This is a genomic window from Flavobacterium reichenbachii (genome assembly GCF_002217435.1).
GTDB lineage: Bacteria > Bacteroidota > Bacteroidia > Flavobacteriales > Flavobacteriaceae > Flavobacterium > Flavobacterium reichenbachii.
This window is the reverse complement of sequence record NZ_MUHF01000018.1, coordinates 101383-125160: the sequence shown is the minus strand read 5'-3', so window position 1 is coordinate 125160 and position 23778 is coordinate 101383. Positions and strand designations below refer to the sequence as shown.

Sequence of the window (23778 nt, the reverse complement as noted above, 5' to 3'; positions counted from 1 at the left end):
ATGGGAGCGGCATCCTTTTGTGGGAACATGAACATCTCCATTGTACTGAAACTTCTCCCGCAAAAGATACAGCGGACAGCACGGCCCGAAGGGAAACGCCCAAATTATTTTTCGTTACATTTTAAGTTATAATTGAAAAGAGTTACTTATCTAATTAGTAATTCTGTTAAATTAAAGTCAATTTTAGGTTTTAAATTATGGCAGGTTAGCCTATTTAATCGCTAATATGTATTTTTGTTTTTTTAAATATTATAATTTAAGTATGAAAAAAACTATTGTATTGTTGGCATTGTTTGCTATTGCAAATTTGAATGCACAGCAGCGCCCTAAGTTAGTTGTTGGTATTGTTGTTGATCAGATGAAAATGGAATATTTATATCGCTTTTCTGATGATTTTACTCAAAATGGCTTTAAAAGATTGATGAATGATGGATTTACTTTTCAGAACATGCATTATAATTATATGCCAACTTATACTGCACCAGGACACGCTTCCATATATACTGGTACTACACCTGCTACTCATGGAATTGTTGGGAATGAATGGTACAGCAGAACTCTTGGAAAAGAAATGTATTGTACTGATGATGCTGGTGTAAAAACAGTGGGAGATGGTACAGCAGAAGAAGGCGCTATGTCTCCTAAAAATTTGCAAACTACTACTATAACTGATGAAGTTAGAATGGCAACTAATTTTGCTGGAAAAGTCATCGGAATGAGTCTAAAAGATCGTGGTGCGATTCTACCTGCCGGGCATTTTGCAAATTGGGCTTTTTGGTATAGTAAAACAGGATCTTTTATTTCAAGTAGTTTTTATGGTGAAAAATTACCAGAATGGGTTTCTCAGTTTAATAATGAAAAACATTATATGACTTATATTAATAAAGGATGGGATTTGTACAAACCAGCCTCTACATATAATGAAAGTTTGCCAGATAATAATCCGTATGAAGGTAAATTGTATGGAAGTTCAGCACCTGTTTTTCCATATGATTTGAAAACAATGTATGAAAAAAATGATGCTGGAATTTTAAGAGCTACTCCTTATGGAAATGATTTATTGGCTGAATTTGCCAAAAAAGCAATTGAAAAGGAAGAATTAGGTAAAGATAATATTACTGATTTTTTAACAGTAAGTTTTTCTTCTACTGATTATGTTGGTCATTTACTTGGACCGCGTTCAATGGAACTACAAGATACTTACTTGAGACTGGATCAGACTATTGCTGACTTTTTAGCTTACTTGGATAAAACGGTTGGAAAAGATAATTATTTGCTTTTTTTAACAGCTGATCATGCAGGTGCTGAAAATGTAATTTATTTAAAAGATCGAAAATATAATGTGGATAATTATCCAGCAAAAGATTTTAGAAAAAGCTTGCAAGATTTCTCAATCAAAACATTTGGAGTTGATTTACTCTTAAATTATTCTAATTTCAATATTTTCTTCAATAAAACTGTTATTAAAGATAAAGGGTTAGAGTTACCAAAAGTAAAACAAGCATTTAAAGAGTTTTTGATTTCACTGCCACAAATTAAAAAAGTGTATACTGAGGAAGAAATTCTTGCTAATTCCGGAAATGACTACTATTTAAATTTTGTTGCGAAAGGATATGATGTTACTCAAGATGGGGATATGGTTATAATAAATAAACCGGGTGATATGGAATACTCGACTACAGGAACATCACATGGAACACCATACAGTTATGATACTCATGTACCTGCTATTTTTTATGGGTGGCATATTAAAAAGGGAGAATCATATGATAAGAAAGCAATTACTGAAATCGCTCCAACAATTGCTCAAAAAATCAAAGTTGCTTTCCCTAATGGAACTGAAGCAAAAGTTATGCAGGAAGTTTTGGATGGAAAATAATATTCTAGTAAAAATTAAAAACCTGTCTTTATAAAGACAGGTTTTTTTATTGCATAAAAAAAGGCTTTTCAATTAAGAAAAGCCTTTTTATTTATTTAGAACTTAATTTAATATCAGCTTTGGATTATGCGTTTGCTAAAGTTACTTCTTCATTAAAAGGAAGATTCCAAGCTTCAGCAACTCCTTTATAAAGGATTTTTCCATTAGCTACATTTAGTCCTTTTTTCAATTCTTCATTTTCATTACAAGCTTTTTCCCATCCTTTGTTTGCTAATTGTAGTGCATATGGCAAAGTAGCATTAGTCAACGCTAAAGTAGAAGTATAAGGAACAGCACCTGGCATATTAGCTACACAGTAGTGAACAATGTCATCAATAATAAAAGTTGGGTTTTCGTGAGTTGTTGGAGTACAAGTTTCGATACAACCACCTTGATCTACAGCAACATCGACAACAACAGTTCCTGGGCGCATTAATTTAAGCATATCGCGAGTAATTAAGTGAGGTGCTTTTGCTCCTGGAATCAAAACAGCACCAACAATTAAGTCAGCATCTTTAATTGCTCTTGTAATATTATAATGATTAGACATTTCTGTATTTACATTTGCTGGCATAATGTCATCTAATTGACGTAAACGAGGCAAACTTAAATCCATGATAGTTACTTGAGCTCCTAGACCCGCAGCCATTTTTGCTGCTTGAGTTCCAACAATTCCTCCTCCTAAAACTAATACTTTTGCTGGTGGCACACCTGGAACACCTCCTAAAAGAATCCCTCTTCCTTTTAATGGTTTTTCAAGATATTTTGCTCCTTGTTGAATTGCCATACGTCCTGCAACTTCAGACATTGGAACTAATAACGGTAAACTGCGGTCTGCTTTTTCAACTGTTTCATAGGCTAAACATACTGCACCTTTTTCCAGCATTGCATGTGTTAATTCTTCTGATGAAGCAAAGTGAAAATAGGTGAAAAGTAATTGATCTTTTTTGATTAAAGGATATTCTGAAGCAATTGGCTCTTTAACTTTAATGATCATTTCTGCAATTGCATAAACTTCTTCAATAGTTCCTAAAACTACTGCACCAGCATTTGTATACTCATCATCACCAAATCCGCTTCCTAAACCTGCAGTTGATTGTACATAAACAACATGTCCATGTTTTTTCATTTCAGAAACACCTGCTGGAGTTAATGCTACACGATTTTCGTTGTTTTTAATTTCTTTTGGAACACCTATTATCATATTGTTGTATTTTTTTGTTTTTATTGAATTTGTTTTACAAAGCTACTGATAGAGAATATATTATTGATTAACAACTCATAAATAAGAAAATATTATTTTATTTTATACTTTTACAGAAATTTTTTCTGTTTAATAGCCTTTGACTTTATTAAAAAAGAAAAAACAACTAAATTTTATTAATTTAAGAAAACGTTTTCGTTATGATTTTAGATGAAATTGACAAAAAAATCTTACGTCTTTTACAGGAGAATGCGCACTATACACTTAAAGACATTGCAAATAAAATAAATTTATCACTTACGCCTGTTCATGACAGGGTTAAACGCCTTGAAAAAGAGGGTGTTATAGAGAAATACGTTTCGATTTTGAATAAGAAAAAACTCGGAAACAATCTTACGGTTTACTGTCAAGTCACACTGACGAAACAGACATACGATACTTCAGAAGGTTTTAATCAATCAATTTTAGATTTGCCGGAAGTTGTCGAATGTAATTATGTATCTGGAAATTTTGATTATATGCTTAAGATTATTATTCCAGATATGGAAAGTTATCATCATTTTCATCAAAAAAAATTATCTGTTCTTCCTGAAGTTTCTTTGATAAATACAGTTTTTGTAATATCAGAAGTAAAAAGCACCACTGTTTTACCCATTTAATGAAGTAAAAAACCACCAAGCGAGCCTGATGGTTTTTAATTAAGTTAGCTGGGTTGAATTAATAATAAGTATAACGTCTTACTTTGGCAATATATTTTGCGAGACGAATTACTTGTTGACTATAACCATATTCATTGTCGTACCAAATATAAAGCACAATGTTTTTTCCATCTTTAGATACAATAGTAGCATTACTGTCATAAATTGAAGGAGCTGAAGTCCCAACAATGTCAGAAGAAACCAATTCATTATTCAATGAATATTTTATCTGCTCTACAAGCTCTCCTTCAAGAGCATTTTTTTTCATTATTTTATTAATTGCTAAGATTGAAGTCGCTTTTTTAATTTCGAGATTTAAGATAACCAATGATCCGTTAGGAACTGGTACTCTGATAGCATTAGATGTTAATTTTCCTTCTAATGACGGTAATGCTTTTGCAACTGCACTTCCGGCACCAGTTTCTGTAATTACCATATTTAATGCGGCTGCTCTTCCTCTGCGATATTTTTTATGCATATTATCGACCAAATTTTGATCGTTTGTATACGCATGAATAGTTTCTAAATGTCCTTTAACAACTCCCAAAGTTTCTTCGACAACTTTTAGAATTGGAGTGATAGCATTGGTAGTACAAGATGCGGCAGAGAAAATATCAATCTCATCCGGGTTATATTCAGTATGGTTTACGCCATGTACAATATTTGGAACTCCTTTGCCTGGAGCAGTTAGCAAAACTTTGCTGATTCCCTTTGATGCTAAATGTCTTTTTAGAGCTGCATCAGTTGTAAAAGCTCCTGTATTATCAATGACTAGTGCGTCGTTGATTCCGTATAGTGTATAATCAATCTCTTCAGGAGAATTTGCTGTTATAACATGTACTGTAGTTCCGTTAATAATTAATGCATTATTCTTTGAATCAGCTTTTACCGAACCTTGAAAATCTCCATGAATAGAATCATAACGTAATAAAGAAGCTCTTTTCTCTAAACTTATTTCATCATTTTTGTCTCTGGTTACAATTGCTCTCAGACGCAATTGGTTTCCTTTGCCAGTTTTCGACATTAACTCTCTTGCGAGTAAACGTCCAATTCTTCCAAATCCGTATAAAACAACATCTTTAGGTAGAATTTCTTCTGAAGATTTTGCCTTTTTTAATTTTTCCATTACAAAATATCTGGCGTCAGGATATTTGTCGTCTTCCAATCGATATTCGTAAGTTAATTTTCCAAGATCGATTTTTGCAGGCGGAAGATCTAAAGATAAAACCACTTTTGCGATTTCAACCGAATCAAAAATGGTGATGGGCTTACCCACAAATTCACCAGCATATTGATGCAGATTCATTATATCGCTGACATTTTTATCCAATAACTGATTTTTGAATAAAACCATTTCAATGGATTTGTCATACCATAAATCACTTATTACTTTAATTAATTCGACACCCGCTCTTCTTCGGTCGACTTGTAATGATACCTCTTTTTGGTACAAAGATTTTTTGCTCATAATTGACTAGATTAAAAAAATAAAATGCTCACTATTTTAAAATTTTGCGCAAAAGTATCCATTTCAATCGATTTCGTAAGCTATTTTGTGATTTATTTTTTTTAAAATAAAAAGCCACCTTATTTCTAAGATGGCTTATTTTTTTTCAAATTTTATATTCGCTATATTATAATTCTAAAGATTTCTCCGTTTTTGTTTATCATTTCAATTCGTACACTTTGACCTTCATCTTTTTTATTTAATAGTTTAGAAACCGTTTCAACATTCGTTGCTTTTACGTTATCTATACTCAGAATAATATTGCCTTGAAGTTCGCTTTGATATTGCATTAAACTTTCATTAGTTATGTTTCTAATTTTAACTCCATAATCAATTCTGAATTTCTTCTTGTCTGCAGCATCAATGTTTTCCAATTCTATTCCTTTAAATTCAGTATTAAAAAATTCATTTTTATTTAAAGTTACAGGAACTGTTTTCGTTTTGCCATCTTTAAGAAAGGTCACTTTAACTACATCATTAGGACGTTTGGTATTAATGTAGCCAGAAAGATCTGCATAAGTAGAAATATTTTGATCATCAAGTTTAACAATAATGTCACCTTTTGTAAGACCAGCTTTTTCAGCTCCCGAATTTTTCGATACTTTACTGATGTAAAAACCTTGTGTTTCAGAAACTCCTAATTCTTTAGAAACAGAGCTGTTAAGTTCACCGCCTTCAACGCCCAAAATTCCTCTTTGAACATTTCCAAACTCCATAATATCTTCTATTATTTTTCGAGCGATATTAGAAGGAACAGCAAAAGAATATCCAACATATGATCCTGTCATTGACGAAATCATTGTATTAATTCCTATAAGTTCACCGCGAGTATTTACTAGTGCACCACCGCTGTTTCCTGGATTTACAGCAGCATCAGTTTGAATAAAAGACTGAATGCCGTTTGTATCTAAATTTCTGGCTTTCGCCGAAACAATTCCCGCAGTCACTGTAGAAGTTAGATTATAAGGATTTCCAACTGCCAAAACCCATTCACCAATTTTTACACTATCAGAATTAGCAAAAGCTGTATAAGGCAGCTTTTCATCGGCATTAATTTTCAATAAGGCAATATCCATTTTTGAATCTGTACCGATAAGCTTTGCTTTATATGATTTTTTATTATTCAAAGTAATTTCAATTTCCGATGCATCTTTGATGACGTGGTTATTGGTAACAATATAACCGTCTTCAGAAATAATAACACCAGAACCGGTTCCAACCTGTTCTTGTTGCTGCTGACCGCCATAGCCATAGAAAAATTCCATCATAGGATTACTTATCGTTCTTCTCGATACATTTTTAACGTGAACAACAGTATGAACTGTTTTATCGGCTGCAGCTGTAAAATCTACAGTTTCTGCTGGAAGGCCAACATTTTTACCGAATGAATTTGGGGCAAGAGTTACAACAGAATTTCCATTTCCAAAAAGAGAATTACTGTTTTCAAATAATAACTTGTACGCACCAAGGGTAATAGCGCCGCTTAATAATGACACTAAAAATAAGGCTGAAAATCTTTTCATTTTAGAATTTGTTTTTTAAGTTATTTTGAGTAAAATTAATTGAAAAAATTATTCAGAAAAATGCTTTAACTCTCTTTAACATTGATTAACATTTCATTAATTAATAGTTCGTACTTTTGTATTTCTAACTGATAAAAAATGCAAATAGAATTTTATAAATATCAAGGTACAGGAAACGATTTTGTAATGATTGATAATCGTTCAGATTTCTTTCCTAAAGAAGATGTTAAACTGATTGAACGCTTATGTGACAGACGTTTTGGTATTGGAGCAGACGGACTTATTTTGCTTGAAAATGATAAGGATACCGACTTTAGAATGGTTTATTATAACTCCGACGGAAACCAAAGTTCGATGTGCGGTAATGGCGGTCGTTGTCTGGTTGCTTTTGCCAATCAATTGGGTGTTATTAATGATAAAACTATTTTTATTGCAACAGATGGTCTGCATCATGCTTCTTTTGGTGAAGATGCAATTGTTTCATTAGGAATGATTGATGTTGACGAAGTCCAAAAGAAAGATTCTTATACATTTTTAAACACAGGTTCACCTCACCATGTTCAGATTGTTGACGATTTAAAACATTATAATGTAAAAGATAATGGTGCAGCAATTCGTTATGGTGACTTATATGGAGAAAAAGGAAGCAACATCAATTTTGTTCAAAAAATAAATGACGATACATTCTCTCTTCGCACTTATGAAAGAGGTGTCGAAGATGAAACTTTAGCCTGTGGAACTGGCGCTACAGCTGTTGCAATTGCTATGAATGCTATTGGAGAAACAGATAAGACTTCAATAAATCTAAATGTAGAAGGCGGGAAATTAGTAGTTACTTTTGATAAAAATGGTGATCGCTTTACTAACGTATTTCTAAATGGCCCCGCAAAATTTGTTTTTAAAGGAACAATAGAAATTTAACTTTAAGTTATTTAAAATCTATAATGATAACACTGAAAGGCGACAATATATACCTTCGAGCGTTAGAACCTAATGATTTAGAGTTCGTGTATGCGATGGAAAATGATCAGAAAATTTGGGAAGTCAGCAACACACAGACACCTTACAGTCGTTTTTTGGTTCGACAATATCTTGAGAATGCACATCAGGATATTTATGAAGCAAAGCAATTGCGATTGGCCATTTGCAAAGATGAAGATTTTCCTGCAATTGGGTTGATTGACTTATTCGAATTTGATCCAAAAAACAACAGAGCAGGCGTAGGTATTGTAATTCAGCAAGATGAAAATAAAAATCAAAAAATAGGATCGGAAGCGTTGGAACTTTTAATTGATTACGCTTTTTACAACTTAAATCTGCATCAGTTATATGCAAATATTAGTACAAAAAATGCTGCCAGTATAGGTCTTTTTACTAAATTTGGTTTCGAGAAAATTGGAATTAAAAAAGACTGGATTTTGCTAAATGGTCACTATCATGATGAAGCAATTTTTCAGTTAATCAATAAACAAATTTAAATTTAGACTGTTTTGAGTATAAAAAAAATTATCACGCTGACCGCCGTAGCCGTAATTTCGGTATTAATGATTTACGGATTTATTTTAATTAGTAGAATTTTTAGTGCAAATACTAAATTCGAAGAAAAAGAACTTTATGTTTATGTTCCGACAGGAGCTGATTACAGCGACGTAAAAAAAATATTAGAACCTTATATTAAAAATTTCGATAATTTTGAAATGGTTGCTAGTAAAAGAAGTTATCCTGAAAATGTAAAATCAGGACGTTTTTTACTTAAAAAAGATATGAATAACATAGATTTAGTGCGTGCAATGCGTTCTAATGTTCCTGTAAAACTATCTTTTAATAATCAGGAACGTTTAGAAAATTTTGCTGGCAGAGTAGGCTCAGAAATCGAAGCCGATAGTTTATCATTACTTAAAGCTTTTAGAGATCCTAATTTCTTGAAAGAAAATGACTTTAATGAAGAAAACGTTTTTGCTATGTTTATTCCAAATACTTATGAAGTTTATTGGAACACCTCTGCAGAAAAGTTTCGCGATAAAATGATTAAAGAATATCGTAATTTCTGGACAGAGGAAAGAATTGCTAAGGCAAAAGCACAAGGATTAACTCCGGTCGAAGCTACAATTCTGGCTTCAATTGTGCATAAAGAATCAGTAAAAAAAGATGAAAGACCAAGAATCGCAGGAGTATATTTAAATCGCCTGCGCTTAGAAATGCCATTGCAGGCAGATCCAACGGTTATCTATTCTTTAAAATTAAGAGACAATAACTTTGATCAGGTAATAAAAAAAGTATTCTACAATGATTTGCTTATAAAATCACCATATAATACATACGTGCATACGGGACTTCCTCCGGGGCCTGTTGCGATGCCTGATATTACAGCTGTCGAAGCTGTTTTGAATCCTGAAAAACACGATTATATTTACTTCTGTGCCAGCATTGAACGTTTCGGATATCACGAATTTGCATCTACTTATGCAGAACATACAATAAATGCAAAAAAATATTCTGATTGGATTGTAAAACAGGGAGTAACCAGATAATTAAATAAGCATAAATTTTAAATAAAATCCGAAGTTGTTTAATCAGCTTCGGATTTTTATTTTTGAATTCAAATTGAAATAAAAATCATCAAACTTTTAAAATTGATGAATATTTATTTTAAGAATAATTTTAATTGACGTAAATATAAAATCATCAAGAAATTGAATTTTAAAATGTAGAATGATTAAGACCGATTTTGAAAAACTGGTCAAAAAAATAAAATTTATTGTAGGTTATTTCTTTCTTTTTGCATAAATTTGCTTAAAATTAATATAAAATTTAATTTTTTTTGAAAAATATTTTGAGCTTTTGTAGTTAAATTAAAGTTTTGCTGTTGCTTTCTTATCAGGCGTCAATACTGGGCTGAAAGTAGTTTTAGTAAGATTATTTTAAAAGTTAAATTGCTGATTTTCAACATATTTTTTAAATTGTTATCTTTGCACCGTAGAAATTTCAAAATGGGACAGCGTTTTGAAGAAAAACAATTTATGATAAAGAAGTGGTATTTTTATGCGAGTTTGATCGTTATTATTACATTTTTAAGTTTGGGTTTTATTCCCTCAAATGAAAAAACCAAACCTTGGTTTTTAATCGAAACAACAGATGGATCTGAATATATATTTCCATCACAAGAAAAGGATGATTATCCTAATTTAAACTTCCCATACACCGGAAATCATTTTATAGGTTTTAAAGAAGCGGTAGCTTTTAAAGAATCTCAAGGAAAATACCGGTTAGTCAATTCTCTAGGATACATGGGTAAATATCAATTTGGTTCTAAAGCTCTAAGAGCAATTGGAATTAAGGATGATAAAGCCTTTTTAAAAGATCCCGCTTTACAAGAAAAAGCATTTGTCGCATTGTTATCCAAAAACAAATGGATTTTGCGATATGAAATTCAAAAGTACGAAGGGAAAATTATCAATGGTATCGAAATTACTGAATCTGGAATTTTAGCTGCAGCTCATTTAGGAGGTGCAGGTTCAGTAAAGAATTTCTTTAAAAACAAAGGAAATAAACATTTTAGAGATGCTTTTGGTACTTCGTTAAGAAGTTACATGAGAGACTTTGGAGGTTATGATCTTTCTTATATAGAGGCAGATAATGATGCCGTTATTAAGAAATAAAAGAAAAATAAAAATCCCGATAACTTCGGGATTTTTTATTTAATCAATTAAGATTTCAAGTATTTTAATCGCAGCTTCGCTGATTTTGGTTCCAGGGCCAAAAACAGCAATTGCACCGGCATCAAATAGAAATTGATAGTCCTGCGCCGGAATCACACCGCCTACAATGACCATAATGTCTTCTCGATTGTGTTTTTTTAGTTCTTCAATTACTTGTGGTACCAATGTTTTATGTCCAGCAGCTAGAGAAGAAACACCTAAAATGTGCACGTCGTTTTCTACTGCTTGTTTGGCAGCTTCGGCAGGAGTTTGAAAGAGAGGACCTATATCTACATCAAAACCAACATCTGCATAACCAGTTGCTACTACTTTTGCACCGCGGTCATGTCCGTCTTGTCCCATCTTGGCAATCATAATTCTAGGGCGACGACCTTCTTTTCTGGCAAAGTCATCGGCTAGTTTTTTTGCTTTTTCAAAATTCTCGTCGTTTTTTATTGCTGCACTGTACACACCGCTAAATGATTTTATTTGCGCTTTAAACCTGCCAAATATACTTTCTAAAGCATTGCTTATCTCCCCTAAAGTTGCTCGGTTTCGAGCTGCTTCAATTGCGATTTCAAGTAAGTTGCCTTCGCCGGTTTTTGCACAAAGTATTAATTTTTCTAGTGATCGATTTACTTTTTCAGTATCTCGTTTTGCTTTTATCTCATCAAGTCGATCTATTTGCTGCCTGCGTACCATTTGATTATCAACATCTAAAATATGCAGTGGATCTTCTTTTTCTAATCTAAACTTATTAACACCAACAATTATATCCTGTGAGCTGTCTATTCTGGCTTGTTTTCGTGCGGCAGCTTCTTCAATTCTTAGTTTTGGAATTCCGGCTTCAATTGCTTTTGTCATACCGCCCAATTCTTCCACCTCTTGAATGAGTTTCCAAGTACTTTCTGTAATTTCATTTGTCAAACTTTCTACATAATAGCTACCTGCCCAAGGATCAACAGTTTTGGTTATTTTTGTTTCTTCCTGCAAATAAATCTGGGTATTGCGTGCAATTCTCGCAGAAAAATCTGTTGGGAGTGCAATTGCTTCGTCTAATGCATTGGTGTGTAAAGATTGTGTTCCTCCAAAAGCTGCTGCCGTTGCTTCGATACAAGTTCGCGCTACATTATTAAAAGGATCTTGCTCTGTCAGACTCCAGCCGCTGGTTTGGCAATGGGTTCTTAAAACTAAAGATTTGTCACTTTTAGGATTAAACTCCTTTAATAATTTAGCCCAAATCAATCGGCCGGCTCTCATTTTGGCAATTTCCATAAAATGATTCATGCCAATTGCCCAGAAAAAAGATAATCTCGGAGCAAACTCATCTATCGTCATTCCGGTTGATAATCCAGTTCTTATGTATTCTAAACCATCAGCGAGAGTGTAGGCAAGTTCAATGTCAGCTGTTGCACCAGCTTCCTGCATATGATAACCAGATATAGATATAGAATTAAATTTCGGCATTTTTTTGCTCGTAAATTCAAAAATATCAGCTATGATTTTCATCGATGGCGCTGGCGGATAAATATAAGTATTACGAACCATAAACTCTTTTAGAATATCGTTTTGAATGGTTCCGGAAAGTTTTTCGATAGCAACTCCTTGCTCTTCTGCGGCTACAATATAAAATGCCATAATAGGTAAAACCGCACCATTCATAGTCATAGAAACCGACATTTCATCTAATGGAATCTGATCAAAAAGCACTTTCATATCTTCAACAGAATCTATTGCAACCCCAGCTTTTCCAACATCACCAACCACTCTTTCGTGATCAGAGTCATAGCCGCGGTGCGTAGGTAAATCAAAAGCAATAGAAAGACCTTTTTGTCCTGCAGCCAAATTTCTTTTATAAAAAGCATTACTTTCTTCAGCAGTCGAAAATCCGGCATATTGACGAATAGTCCACGGCCGTCTCACATACATTGTAGCGTATGGTCCACGCAGATTGGGAGCAAAGCCAGCTCCGAAATCAAGAAACTCTAAAGCTGAAAGATCTTTCTCAGAATAGTTTTTTTTAAGTTCAATCCCTTCAGCTGTAAAAAAGCTTTCAGTCAGCGTTTCTGGCTTTTGACTTTCAACTTTTGAATTTTGACTTTCAATATTAATATGTTTAAGATCTTTTCTTATCATGTAAATACTCTTTTGAGCAGATTATTAATTACTTAAAAAATGATTATTCTAATTCTAGTCGTTCCTGTTCCAGCTTTTCAGCTAATCTTTTTTCTATAATCGGCGTAATTAATGTTTTTCTCGGTTTGATTTTTACAAAAGGAAACAATTCTAAATCGTGTTTCATTTTGTCTTCTTTATTTGGGTATTTATTTGTGCCTAATAAAACCTCTTTTTTACTGTCAAATAAATCTTGTTCTTTAGCAGCACTTTCCTGAATTTTCTTTTTGATTGTTCCGTCGTTCAAAAGTTTTAAAAATCCTCCATTTGACTCAATATCTTTAAATAAAGCCAGACTTTTTTCGGCCAGCTGCATTGTTAAACTTTCAATATAATAACTTCCGTCAGCAGGATTGTTTACTTTGTCAAAATAACTTTCATGTTTTAAAATCAACAATTGATTTCTTGCAATGCGGTCTCCAAATTCGTTGTCTTTATGATATAGAGAATCATAAGGCAGATTAGCTACAGCATCTGCACCGCCAAGAATAGCAGACATGCATTCGGTTGTAGTACGGAGCATATTGACATTATAATCGTAAATAGTTTTATTGCGTTTAGTAGGTGTTGCCAATAGATGACATTCTAAATCTGTATTGTATTCGGCAGCAATTAACTTAAAAAGCATTCTCAGTGCACGAAGTTTTGCAATTTCAAAGAAATAATTGCTCCCAACTGAAATCTGAAAAACAATTTGTTTAGGGATTTTTGGCACACGATTTAAATATTCGTTTGCATGCGCGAGACTATAAGCAATTTGCTGTGTAATAGTAGCGCCTGCATTCTGATATAATCCTAAATCTACGCTGAGCAGAGAGAGATTTGTCGTTGATTTGGATATTAAATCTATAGTGTCGAAATTATTTTTATCCGAAGTTGTAAACCAGTTTCCTTCACGTGCAAAATAACCGATCGGGTCTAAATTGCAGTAAAAAACACTCTTTTTTTGAATTGATAATGAGTCTAATAATTTTACGAAATCGATTGAAATAAAATTCAAATTAAAGTAAACGATTCTATTTTCTAAAGGAAGATTTTCTAGTAATTTTTGGATGTCAGTTTTTTCGTTTTGAATAGTAAAACGCAAACTTTCTGCACCTCTTTCGAGAGTGTTTAAGGCTCTTTGAATAGATTTATCCACATCGTAAACAAAAATATTCTGGCAGATTTTAAAATCGGCTGCTTTTGTTTCTACTAGCGCTGCTTTAGAAAACTCATCAATATGATAAAAAGGTTTTACCTGGATATCTTCTGGAGAATTCCAGATTACAGTTTCGTTATAATCGGCTCCATCCAATTCAAACTGAATTTTTTGTTTCCATTGTTTGGATGAAAGTGGATTAAAATCGTCGAATAGAGTAGTAGCCATTGATTTTTTCTGATTATTCTTTATTGTCTTGAATAGTATCTCCTTCAAATTGAATGATGTAAATATCTTCGCTGTCTTTTTTCATGAAATATTTTTCGCGAGCATATTTTTCTATTTGTTCTGGATTTTTAAGCTGTTTTATCTGTTCCTGATCTTTTCGGATCTCTTCCTGATAATATTTTTTATTATCCTGCAGTTCGTTGATCTGACCGTCTAGAAAGCGATGATCAAAATAAGAATAGTTATCTAAAAATAACATCCAAATGACAAAAAATAGTAGAACCCAAACGTATTTATTGCCCAGATATTTAAACCAGGATTTGTCTTTGTATGGGTTTTTTATTTTAATTTTCAATTTAAACGATTTTTATCTTTAATATTTTGATTCATCTCTTTGGTCTAAACAAAGACGAAATCAGGAAACAGCTCCTAAATTTTTATGGAATAAATTTACAATAAAAATTATGAAATTCTCTGATTAATTACGGCACGAACAACATCAATTGCTACAGTGTTGTATTTATCATTAGGAATAATAATATCAGCAAAAGCTTTAGAAGGTTCTATAAATTGCTCATGCATAGGTTTTAAGGTGTTTTGGTAACGGTTTAAAACCTCGTCGATATCACGTCCTCGTTCTGAAATATCTCTTTTTAAACGACGAACTAATCTTTCGTCAGAATCGGCATGAACAAAGATTTTGATGTCAAAAAGCTCACGAAGTTCAGGATTTGTCAGAATTAAAATTCCCTCAACAATCATAACTTTTCTAGGATGTGTAGAAACGGTATCATCTGTTCTATTGTGCTGTATAAAAGAATATACAGGCTGATCTATTGTTTCACCTGCTTTTAGTGCTTTTAAGTGTTTTACTAACAAATCAAAATCAATAGATCTTGGATGGTCAAAATTGATTAATGCTCTTTCGTCAAAAGACAAATTAGTTGTCTCTTTATAGTACGAATCCTGAGAAATTACCCCAACTTCAGTGTCTGGTAATTCGGTCATGATTTGGTGTACTACTGTTGTTTTTCCACTTCCTGTTCCTCCTGCAAGTCCAATAATGAGCATAAATTTGATGTTATAATTTGTTTTGCAAAAATAATAATTTAAGTGAATTGTTAAGCATATAATATAATTTAACCATATAAGTAATGTAAGTAAATTTAAGCAAACAGATATTTAAGCAAAACGTTGCTTGAATGAATTAATATTACTTATATGGTTAAAAGATTATTACTTATGTGGTGAAAAGCATAAAAAAATCCCGAAAGTAAACCTCCGGGATTTCGTGCAATCAGTATAGTTTTAATAAAATATTCTGAATTTAGTAAGCACTTGTAATTATTTATTCTTTTTTGCTTTTATCATCATTTCGAGCTGATCCCAAAGTTCTTCTGGAATTGCTTCTAACAAATTAAATTGTCCGGCACCTTTTAACCATTCTCCACCATCAATCGTAATGACATCTCCATTTACATAAGCTGAAAAATCAGAAACTAAATAAGCAGCCAAATTGGCTAATTCCTGATGATCGCCCACGCGTTTTAATGGTACTTTTTTTGCCATATCAAATTTTTCGGCTAAATCTCCAGGAAGTAATCGATCCCAAGCGCCTTTTGTTGGAAAAGGACCTGGTGCAATTGCATTAGAGCGAATTCCGTATTTAGCCCATTCTACAGCAAGACTTCTTGTCATTGCCAAAACTCCCGCTTTTGCAGTCGCACTTGGTACCACGTAAGCAGAACCTGTCCAGGCATAAGTAGTTACAATATTTAAAATCGTTGCCGATGTTTGTTTCGTATCGATCCAGTGTTTTCCAAAAGCCAGCGTACAGTTTTTAGAACCTTTAAGTACAATATCTATAACAGTATCAAATGCATTTGCAGATAAACGCTCAGTTGGCGAAATAAAATTTCCGGCTGCATTGTTCAAAAGAACATCGACTTTACCAAAAGCTTTTAAAACTTCCTGAAGCATATTTTCTACTTCTTCATAATGACGAACGTCACATTGAAGTGGAAGACATTTTCCGCCGGTTTCGCTTTCCAGCTCTGTTGCAGTTGCTTTCAGTTTTTCTAAATCTCTGGAAGTAATCGCTACTTGAGCTCCTAATTCTAAGAAATATTTAGTCATTGCTTTTCCTAAACCACTTCCACCGCCTGTAACAACAATCACTTTACCTTTCAAAGCGTCGTCACGTAACATTTTATCTGTATAGCTCATACTTTTTCTTTTTACAATATTAATTAAATAAAATAGGATGCGTGCATAATAATGTTATAAAATTTTAATAAACTTTAAATATTACATATTTTTTTTGCTGCAGACTCTAAAGTGAAGTCATCTTTAGCAAAGCAAAAGCGTATTAGTTTTTGATCTTTGTGATCGGAATAAAAAGTCGAAATTGGAATTGCTGCAACGCCGTGATCCGTAATTAATTTTTTGCAAAAAGTAACATCATCATCCTGCGAAATATTAGCATAAGAAGCCACTTGAAAATAGGTCCCTTCACAAGGTTTTAATTCGAAACGGCTGTTTTGAAGCAGTTTCTGAAAATAATCTCGTTTTTCCTGATAGAATTTTCCTAAAAGGTTTACATCAACAACATCTAAATATTCGCTGATCGCAAATTGTGAAATGCTGTTTACGCTGAAAACCAAAAACTGATGTACTTTTTTAATTTCCTTCATCAAATGTTCTGGTGCTGCAGTGTAGCCAATTTTCCATCCAGTAATGTGAAATGATTTTCCAAAAGAAGAAACCATAATACAGCGCTCTAAAAGAAAGTTTTTGGTATGTGCAGAAATATGTTTTTCTTCAAAAGTGATATATTCGTAAACTTCATCAGATAAAACCAAAAGATCAGGATATTTTGAAAGTATTTTTTCTAATTCAAGAAAATCAGATTCGGTCAATATTTTTCCTGTTGGATTATGCGGATTATTAATGATAATCATTCGGCTTTTTGCCGAACACGCTTTTTCGATTGTCTCCCAATTTGGTGTGTAATCGTCGTTCAGCGCCACTCTAATTGGTTTTGCATTACATAATAAAACCGGAGATTCATAAGAATCATAACTCGGATCCAGAATAATTACTTCGTCTTTTTCTTTGACCAAAGCCAAAATAGAAGTAAAAATTCCCTGAGTGGCGCCAGCTGTAACTAAAAGTTCTAATTCAGGATTAATCGTTCTGTTGTAAGAACTCTGAATTAATTTTGCTATCTGGTTCATCAAAGGCGGATAACCTGCCATTGGCGTATATTGATGTACATTTTCCTTCGCTAATTTTGCCAAGATATCTGTTAATCTTTCATCAACAGGAAAATTTGGAAATCCCTGCGAAAGATTTATAGCATTATATTCAGCTGCCATTTTAGACATTACGGTAAAAATGCTTGTTGTTACGTTTGGAAGTTTACTCATTGTAAAGTTTGATTAGTAAAAAACTTGTGAGTACAATATAAAACAATTTATGCTTTAAATTAGTTTATAGGTAGTGTTGCTGCATAGAAAACCCTGACATCTTCATTATCTTTTTTACCAGGATTCCATCTGGGACATTTTTTTAAAACCCGAATGGCTTCGGTTCCTGTTCCGTAACCCGCATCGCTTAAAACTTCAATTTCGGTTAATAAACCATCTTTTTCAATTACGAAAGTAACAAAAACTTCTCCCTTCACATTAAGCTCTTCGTCGGGATATTTAGTGTTAAAATTCATGAATTTATAAAATTTATTAATTCCTCCTGGGAATTCAGGTGCAACTTCTATGTCTTCAATATTATAAATTTTATTGTCAATCTTTGTGATCTCTTCGCGCGAATCAGTAATATTATCTTCTTCTAAAATACTAGGTTTAGATTGTTTTTTTTGAATATTAACTGGTTTCGTATTTTGGGTTTTAGAAACTTTTGTTCCTGAAACACTGTTGATATTTGGAGAAGAAATGCAATTTGTGAAACAAATCAAAATCAGGATTGACAGTTTTTTCATAAATGAAGTTTTATGAGTTGCTTTTACATTTTATGAATTATAAAAATAGTTGGTCTGTTATGTAAATCAACTTTTAATTTTTTCCAATCAGAAATTTTCATTGTTTTAATGAATTCTGTTGGCAGCGTGATATCTGTTGCAATGCATAAATGCGTTGAAGGATTTAGGATTTGCAAAATATCTTCGACTAGTTTATTATTTCTATAGGGAGTTTCTATAAAAAGCTGTGATTGATTTTTATCCTGCGATAATTTTTCAAAATACTTTAATGCAGACTTTTTTTCGTCTTTATCAATTGGTAAATAACCATTAAAGGTAAAACTCTGTCCGTTCATTCCAGAAGCCATCATGGCCAATAAAATAGAAGAAGGTCCCACTAAAGGCACTACCTGAATTCCTTTTTCGTGCGCTAATTTTACAATTACAGCACCAGGATCAGCTACACCCGGGCAACCTGCTTCGCTCATTAAACCCATATTTTTCCCTTCTAACAAAGGTTTTATAAAGTCTAAATGTTCGCTTGGTTCTGTTCGCTTGTTAAGTGTAAAAAGAACCAATTCAGATTGTTTTTTTTCTGGGTAAACTGCTTTTATAGATTTTCTGGCTGTTTTGTCGTTCTCAACAATATAATGATCTATAAGTTCGATACTTCTTTTTACAGTTTGCGGCAAAACATCCAGAGGATCGCTTTCGCCCATTGTCGTTGGAATTAAGTATAGTTTTCCTAGAACTTTCATGGTGCGTTTATTTAAATTATAATTCGAAAGAATTATCGGTGTTTTTGAATAAGCTTGTCTGCAATAAGGTCGGTTACTTCATCTAGCATTTGGTAGACATTGTCAAAACCATTTGTAGTGCCATAATAAGGATCTGGCACGTCAACGTTTTCTTCTGGAAATAATTCGTTTAAGATCAGGCTGACTTTTGCTTTATGTTCAGAAGTTTGTGCAAGATGAATAACATCGCGAAAATTAGAATTGTCCATTACAAAAATGTAATCAAACTCTTCAAAATCAGAAGTGGTAAATTGTCTTCCTTTTTGACTGCTTATGTTTATTCCGTTTTTTTTGGCAGTGTCTATTGAGCGTTTGTCAGGACAATGCCCAATATGCCAAGAGCCTGTACCGGCAGAATCAACAAAGAATTTGTCTTGAGGTAATTTTGAAGCAAGAATTCCTTCGGCTAAAGGTGATCTGCAAATATTTCCCAAACAAACCATTAAAATTTTTACTGGCATGATTCGCGTTTACAGCGTTAGTTTTTTATTGATATCTTCGACAAATTTTTTGAATTGTTTGTCTGTAGAAACTAAATTATCAACTGTTTTACAAGCATGTAATACAGTAGCATGATCACGGTCTCCTATTTGTGAACCAATGTTTGCCAAAGAAGCTTTAGTAAATTTCTTTGCAAAAAACATAGCGAGTTGTCTTGCTTGTACAACGTGTCTTTTTCTTGTTTTAGATTGTAGTGTTTCAATATCTAATTGAAAATAATCTGAAACAATTTTTTGAATATAATCGATTGAGATTTCTCTCTTTACGTTTTTAACAAATTTCTCTACAACGCTTTTAGCCAGTTCAATAGTAACTTCTTTTTTGTTAAAAGAAGATTGGGCGATTAACGAAATAATGGCACCTTCTAATTCTCTAACATTTGATTTGATGTTACGGGCAACATATTCTAAAATATCTTCCGGCATTTCAACACCATCGCGATACAGGATATTTTTTAAGATTGAGATACGAGTTTCGTAATCCGGCTGATGTAATTCTGCAGACAATCCCCATTTGAAACGAGATAATAAACGCTGCTCAATATCCTGCATGTCTACAGGAGCTTTGTCAGAAGTTAAAATTACCTGCTTTCCATTTTGATGTAAATAATTAAAAATATGGAAGAAAACGTCCTGTGTTCCAGATTTTCCAGATAAAAACTGAACGTCATCAATAATTAAAACATCGATCAATTGGTAAAAATGAATGAAATCATTACGATTATTCTTTTTAACCGAATCAATATATTGTTGTGTGAAAATTTCGGCAGAAATGTATAAAACCGTTTTTTCTGGATATTTATCTTTTACTTCAACACCTATAGCGTGTGCTAAGTGTGTTTTTCCTAAACCAACTCCTCCAAAAATCAATAACGGATTAAATGATGTTCCTCCAGGCTTATTGGCAACAGCCATACCTGCAGAACGGGCCAAACGGTTAGAATCTCCTTCAAGGAAATTGTCAAAACTGTAGTTGGCATTTAACTGCGACTCAATTTTTAAATTTCTAATTCCAGGAATTACAAACGGATTTTTAAGTTCAGGATTTAAGTTTTTAAACGGAGCATCAACCTCTTGAGGTTTCATTGGCACTCTATTGGCACTTGGCAGCTGTTCTGTAAACGGCTGTTTATTACCATAAGTGTTTTCCATTTTAATTTTATAGAGTAACTTTGCGTTTTTTCCCAGTTCTTTGGTAAGCGCAACTTTGAGTAATTTAACGTAATGTTCTTCCAGCCATTCGTAAAAAAATTTACTAGGTACTTGAATATATAATGCGTTATCGGTTAGCTCAACTGACTTGATTGGTTCAAACCAAGTTTTGTATGCTTGATCTTGAATATTGTCTTTTATAAAGGACAAACAGTTTTCCCATACCGATTGAGCAGTTTTAGTCATAGATTCAAATAAATTTTTTTATTATTGATAAAGATTCTCCTAATAAAAAAGGAGCAATTTTATTCCGAATTTCGGGATAACAAATATGTGAACAAATTTCTGTAAAAAAAAATAATTTGGCCTCTAATTTTATAAAAAAATGTTGTAAGCAACTTTTAAAAACTAATTTTTTTTAATCTGTATATAATGAAAAATCATCAAACGCAAGTGCGTGTTCGTTACTCTGAAACCGACCAAATGGGAGTCGTATATCACGGAAATTATGTCCCTTATTTTGAGATAGGACGCGTGGAATGGCTTAGAAATAAAGGGATTTCGTATAAAAATATGGAAGAAAGCGGAATTGGACTACCAATTGTGTCCATGCAGATTAATTATAAAAAATCTGCGCGTTATGATGAGCTCCTGACGATTCATACTACTTTCAAAAGTCAATCTTCTGTTAAGATAGAATTTGACTGTGAGATTTATAATGAAGCAAATGAGTTATTAACAACTGCGGTATTTATTTTAGTATTTATTTCGTTAAAAACAGGCCGCCCAACAGCTCCTCCAGATTATATTTTAGAGTTGTTCAAAACGTTGGAATAATTGTTAAAATGGCAATAGATTTTGCAAAAAATCATATAGTTTTGATGTCGATTTCAAACATTAAATCAAAAATGGCGAATACTATTTCGGCATTTTTTTTTCTTGTTTTGAGCTCAATTTTACCAAAAGGAAGACCAGAATCTTCATTTATTTCCATTTCCTGAGATACAATGTCAAGCTTTTTTTCTTTAATAACACGCATCACTTTATTCATGTTTTTGTAATCAAAAGTGATTAGAAAGTGAACATCAATTGTCTTTTCGATAATTTCGCAGACTTCAAGTGTTAATTGAGCGGTTGTTTTATAAGCTGCAATTAAACCGCCGACACCCAATTTTGTGCCTCCAAAAATCCTGACAACAACCAGAAGAACGTTAGTCACTCCAAAAGATTGTATTTGACCGTAAATTGGTGCGCCTGCCGTATTACTGGGTTCGCCGTCGTCATTGGCGCGATATGATATTTTTGGAGCCGTACCAAGCTGATAAGCATAGCAGAAGTGAACAGCGTGCGGATGCTGTTTTTTTAAATTTTCAATAATTGGTTTTACTTCATCCTCATGTGCAATCGGAAAGGCATATCCAAAAAATTTACTGCCTTTTTCTTTTAGCAGAATTTCTTCAGAAGCCGAAGCAATAGTTTGAAAAGTATCGGGATATTCCAAAAGTAATTATCTAAAGTATTTTTTTATCAAATAAATCTATCACGTCTTCTTTTCCAACTTGTAGATTCCAAACATTAAAGCCCAAAGATGCTGCGCTGTCTGTGTTTTCTTTTTTATCGTCTACAAACAGAGTTCTTTTTGGAGATAGTTCATGTTTGTTAATTAAATATTGAAATGCATCGGCATTTGGTTTTCTTTTCCCAATTTCAAATGAAAAATATACTTTTTCAAAACAACGATAAAAATCGCTGTAGAAAGAAATACCGCTTCTGTATTCAAAAGTTGCAATATGTATCGAGTCTGTATTGCTCAATAAAAAGAGTCTGTATTTTCTCGAAAGCAGCTGCAGGAATTCTAATCTATATAAAGGAAAATCGGCCAAAACAGCATTCCAGGCTTCTAGAATTTCTTCTTTTGAAGCATTAGGAAGTTCTTTCTGAAAACCCGCAATAAATTCATCATAAGAAATATCTCCGGTTTCAAACAAAAGATTTAAACGATCTAGTTCTGAATTCCATTCTTTCATGCCTAATTTTTGCAATCCAGAAATAGTAGCTTGTTTGTCTAAATTGATAAAAATATCTCCAAAGTCAAAAATTATAGTATCAATCATGATTTGCAATTTTTATTAATTCGTCACCTCCAATATTGATTCTCGTGGCAGATTTTCCAGATAAAAACGGAGCTTTTGTTCCTTTTTCAAAAAAAACATTTCCTTTAAATATACGGGCTTCATCCCAAATATTTTGATCTATAAAAGTTTGCAGCGTTTTTAGTCCGCCTTCTATAATAATAGATTGTATTTGGTTTTGATGTAGAACTTCTAGAATCTGCGGGATTATATCTTGATTAAAATTTATTACTTCAAAGGTAACGTTTTCTTTTTTTGAAGTGATTTCAGACTTTGTAAAAACAATTGTTTTAACACTATTATCAAAAATAAAACTGTCTTTTGAAATTCTGCTGTTTTGATCTAAAATAACCCGAACGGGATTATTACCGCTCCAATCGCGAACATTTAATTTCGGATTATCATCAATAACAGTTTGTGTTCCTGCTAAAATTGCTTGTTCTTCGCTTCGCCATTTATGAACCAATTGGCGCGAATAACTATTGGTAATCCAAACTGGTTTTCTTTCCTGATTGATTTGTTTTTCTGGTGCTAAAAAGCCATCCTGACTTTCGGCCCACTTTAATATAATATAAGGTCTCTTTTTTTGATGAAAAGTAAAAAAGCGCTTATTAAGATCATTGCATTCTTCTTCTAAAATACCAACAACAACATTGGCTCCAGATTCTATTATTTTTTTTATTCCCCTGCCGGCAACTTTTTCGTTAGGATCTACAGTTCCTACTACCACATTCGGGATTTTATGCTCAATTATCAAATCACAGCACGGAGGTGTTTTTCCAAAATGGCTGCAAGGTTCTAAACTTACATATATAGTGGCTTTTTTTAAGAGCGATTTGTCTTTTACAGATCTAATGGCGTTTACCTCTGCATGCGGTTCTCCTGCTTTTTTATGCCAGCCTTCACCAATGATTTCATCTTTATAAACAATTACGCTCCCGACCATTGGATTAGGATACGTCGTTCCGAAGCCATTTTTGGCCAGTTCCACACAGCGTTTTATGTATTTCTCATGTATATTCACAGTACAAAAGTAATTAATTTTGAGTTTTATGCCGGCGGATATTCATATAGTTGTGAAACATTCCGAATTGTTATGAAACTATCGAAAAAGTATTTTTATTTTTGT

At 32.9% G+C, this 23778-nt stretch carries 23 protein-coding genes; 7 read left to right on the top strand and 16 right to left on the bottom strand.

The features are described from left to right. Positions 1-262: 262 nt before the first annotated feature. A complete protein-coding gene (gene pafA, locus B0A68_RS15035; protein ID WP_035690118.1) occupies positions 263-1879 on the top strand; it encodes an alkaline phosphatase PafA in 1617 nt (538 codons plus the stop codon). Between the two features lie 124 nt (positions 1880-2003). Here the strand turns inward: pafA and ald are convergent, their stop codons facing one another. Further along, entirely contained in the window at positions 2004-3122 is a 1119-nt protein-coding gene (gene ald / locus B0A68_RS15030) for an alanine dehydrogenase (protein WP_035690119.1), read from the bottom strand. A gap of 200 nt (positions 3123-3322) precedes the next feature. Between ald and B0A68_RS15025 the strand changes: the two genes are divergently transcribed. After that, positions 3323-3781, top strand: a complete 459-nt coding sequence (locus B0A68_RS15025; protein WP_035690121.1) for an Lrp/AsnC family transcriptional regulator — start codon at positions 3323-3325, stop codon at positions 3779-3781. A 58-nt stretch (positions 3782-3839) separates the two neighbouring features. On the opposite strand, the gene B0A68_RS15020 is transcribed toward B0A68_RS15025, so the two are convergent. Both B0A68_RS15020 and B0A68_RS15015 read right to left on the bottom strand, forming a co-directional pair. Further along, positions 3840-5288 carry a glyceraldehyde-3-phosphate dehydrogenase gene (locus B0A68_RS15020; protein WP_035690123.1) on the bottom strand — a complete coding sequence of 483 codons (1449 nt, stop codon included), beginning with the start codon at positions 5286-5288 and terminating at the stop codon, positions 3840-3842. Between the two features lie 161 nt (positions 5289-5449). Further along, positions 5450-6850: a trypsin-like peptidase domain-containing protein gene (locus B0A68_RS15015; protein WP_035690124.1), complete on the bottom strand. Its 1401-nt coding sequence runs from the start codon at positions 6848-6850 to the stop codon at positions 5450-5452. Positions 6851-6988: 138 nt separating this feature from the next. On the opposite strand from B0A68_RS15015, the gene dapF reads away from it, so the two are divergent. From dapF to B0A68_RS14995, 4 genes are all read left to right on the top strand, one after another. Continuing rightward, positions 6989-7771 (top strand): diaminopimelate epimerase, encoded by a 783-nt coding sequence (gene dapF / locus B0A68_RS15010; RefSeq protein ID WP_035690125.1) that lies wholly within the window; start codon positions 6989-6991, stop codon positions 7769-7771. Between the two features lie 23 nt (positions 7772-7794). Then, complete coding sequence (locus tag B0A68_RS15005; protein ID WP_035690126.1) at positions 7795-8328, top strand: GNAT family N-acetyltransferase; 534 nt, start codon at positions 7795-7797, stop codon at positions 8326-8328. Between the two features lie 12 nt (positions 8329-8340). Further along, a complete protein-coding gene (gene mltG, locus B0A68_RS15000) occupies positions 8341-9381 on the top strand; it encodes an endolytic transglycosylase MltG (RefSeq protein WP_035690127.1) in 1041 nt (346 codons plus the stop codon). Between the two features lie 489 nt (positions 9382-9870). Next, entirely contained in the window at positions 9871-10509 is a 639-nt protein-coding gene (locus tag B0A68_RS14995) for a hypothetical protein (protein WP_035690336.1), read from the top strand. A 39-nt stretch (positions 10510-10548) separates the two neighbouring features. Here B0A68_RS14995 and scpA read toward each other — a convergent pair whose 3' ends face one another. The 10 genes from scpA to dnaA form a co-directional block, all read right to left on the bottom strand. After that, entirely contained in the window at positions 10549-12684 is a 2136-nt protein-coding gene (scpA, locus tag B0A68_RS14990) for a methylmalonyl-CoA mutase (RefSeq protein WP_035690128.1), read from the bottom strand. Positions 12685-12727: 43 nt separating this feature from the next. Then, positions 12728-14092, bottom strand: a complete 1365-nt coding sequence (locus tag B0A68_RS14985) for a methylmalonyl-CoA mutase subunit beta (RefSeq protein WP_035690129.1) — start codon at positions 14090-14092, stop codon at positions 12728-12730. A 13-nt stretch (positions 14093-14105) separates the two neighbouring features. Next, positions 14106-14441 carry an FtsB family cell division protein gene (locus B0A68_RS14980; protein WP_035690337.1) on the bottom strand — a complete coding sequence of 112 codons (336 nt, stop codon included), beginning with the start codon at positions 14439-14441 and terminating at the stop codon, positions 14106-14108. A gap of 113 nt (positions 14442-14554) precedes the next feature. Further along, complete coding sequence (udk, locus tag B0A68_RS14975) at positions 14555-15163, bottom strand: uridine kinase (protein WP_035690130.1); 609 nt, start codon at positions 15161-15163, stop codon at positions 14555-14557. A gap of 273 nt (positions 15164-15436) precedes the next feature. After that, entirely contained in the window at positions 15437-16318 is an 882-nt protein-coding gene (locus B0A68_RS14970) for an SDR family oxidoreductase (protein ID WP_035690131.1), read from the bottom strand. Positions 16319-16392: 74 nt separating this feature from the next. Continuing rightward, complete coding sequence (locus tag B0A68_RS14965; RefSeq protein WP_035690132.1) at positions 16393-17520, bottom strand: methionine aminotransferase; 1128 nt, start codon at positions 17518-17520, stop codon at positions 16393-16395. Positions 17521-17579: 59 nt separating this feature from the next. Next, entirely contained in the window at positions 17580-18089 is a 510-nt protein-coding gene (locus tag B0A68_RS14960) for an energy transducer TonB (RefSeq protein WP_051893005.1), read from the bottom strand. Positions 18090-18112: 23 nt separating this feature from the next. After that, on the bottom strand, positions 18113-18826 hold the full coding sequence (locus B0A68_RS14955) for an SAM-dependent methyltransferase (RefSeq protein WP_035690133.1): 714 nt from the start codon (positions 18824-18826) through the stop codon (positions 18113-18115). Positions 18827-18858: 32 nt separating this feature from the next. Further along, complete coding sequence (locus B0A68_RS14950; protein WP_035690134.1) at positions 18859-19326, bottom strand: low molecular weight protein-tyrosine-phosphatase; 468 nt, start codon at positions 19324-19326, stop codon at positions 18859-18861. A 9-nt stretch (positions 19327-19335) separates the two neighbouring features. Further along, positions 19336-20763: a chromosomal replication initiator protein DnaA gene (gene dnaA / locus B0A68_RS14945; protein WP_035690135.1), complete on the bottom strand. Its 1428-nt coding sequence runs from the start codon at positions 20761-20763 to the stop codon at positions 19336-19338. 186 nt (positions 20764-20949) lie between these two features. Here dnaA and B0A68_RS14940 point away from each other — a divergent pair, with 186 nt between their 5' ends. Beyond that, a complete protein-coding gene (locus tag B0A68_RS14940) occupies positions 20950-21354 on the top strand; it encodes an acyl-CoA thioesterase (RefSeq protein ID WP_035690136.1) in 405 nt (134 codons plus the stop codon). 31 nt (positions 21355-21385) lie between these two features. Here B0A68_RS14940 and B0A68_RS14935 read toward each other — a convergent pair whose 3' ends face one another. The 3 genes from B0A68_RS14935 to ribD are packed head-to-tail and all read right to left on the bottom strand — an operon-like array spanning position 21386 to position 23673. Next, positions 21386-22018, bottom strand: a complete 633-nt coding sequence (locus B0A68_RS14935) for an IMPACT family protein (RefSeq protein WP_035690138.1) — start codon at positions 22016-22018, stop codon at positions 21386-21388. Between the two features lie 10 nt (positions 22019-22028). Continuing rightward, the gene (locus B0A68_RS14930; protein WP_035690140.1) at positions 22029-22631 is read right to left on the bottom strand and encodes an HAD family hydrolase; all 603 of its coding nucleotides are present in this window, start codon (positions 22629-22631) and stop codon (positions 22029-22031) included. Continuing rightward, a complete protein-coding gene (ribD, locus tag B0A68_RS14925; RefSeq protein WP_035690141.1) occupies positions 22624-23673 on the bottom strand; it encodes a bifunctional diaminohydroxyphosphoribosylaminopyrimidine deaminase/5-amino-6-(5-phosphoribosylamino)uracil reductase RibD in 1050 nt (349 codons plus the stop codon). Before ribD ends, B0A68_RS14930 begins: the two co-directional genes overlap by 8 nt. Positions 23674-23778 lie beyond the last annotated feature (105 nt).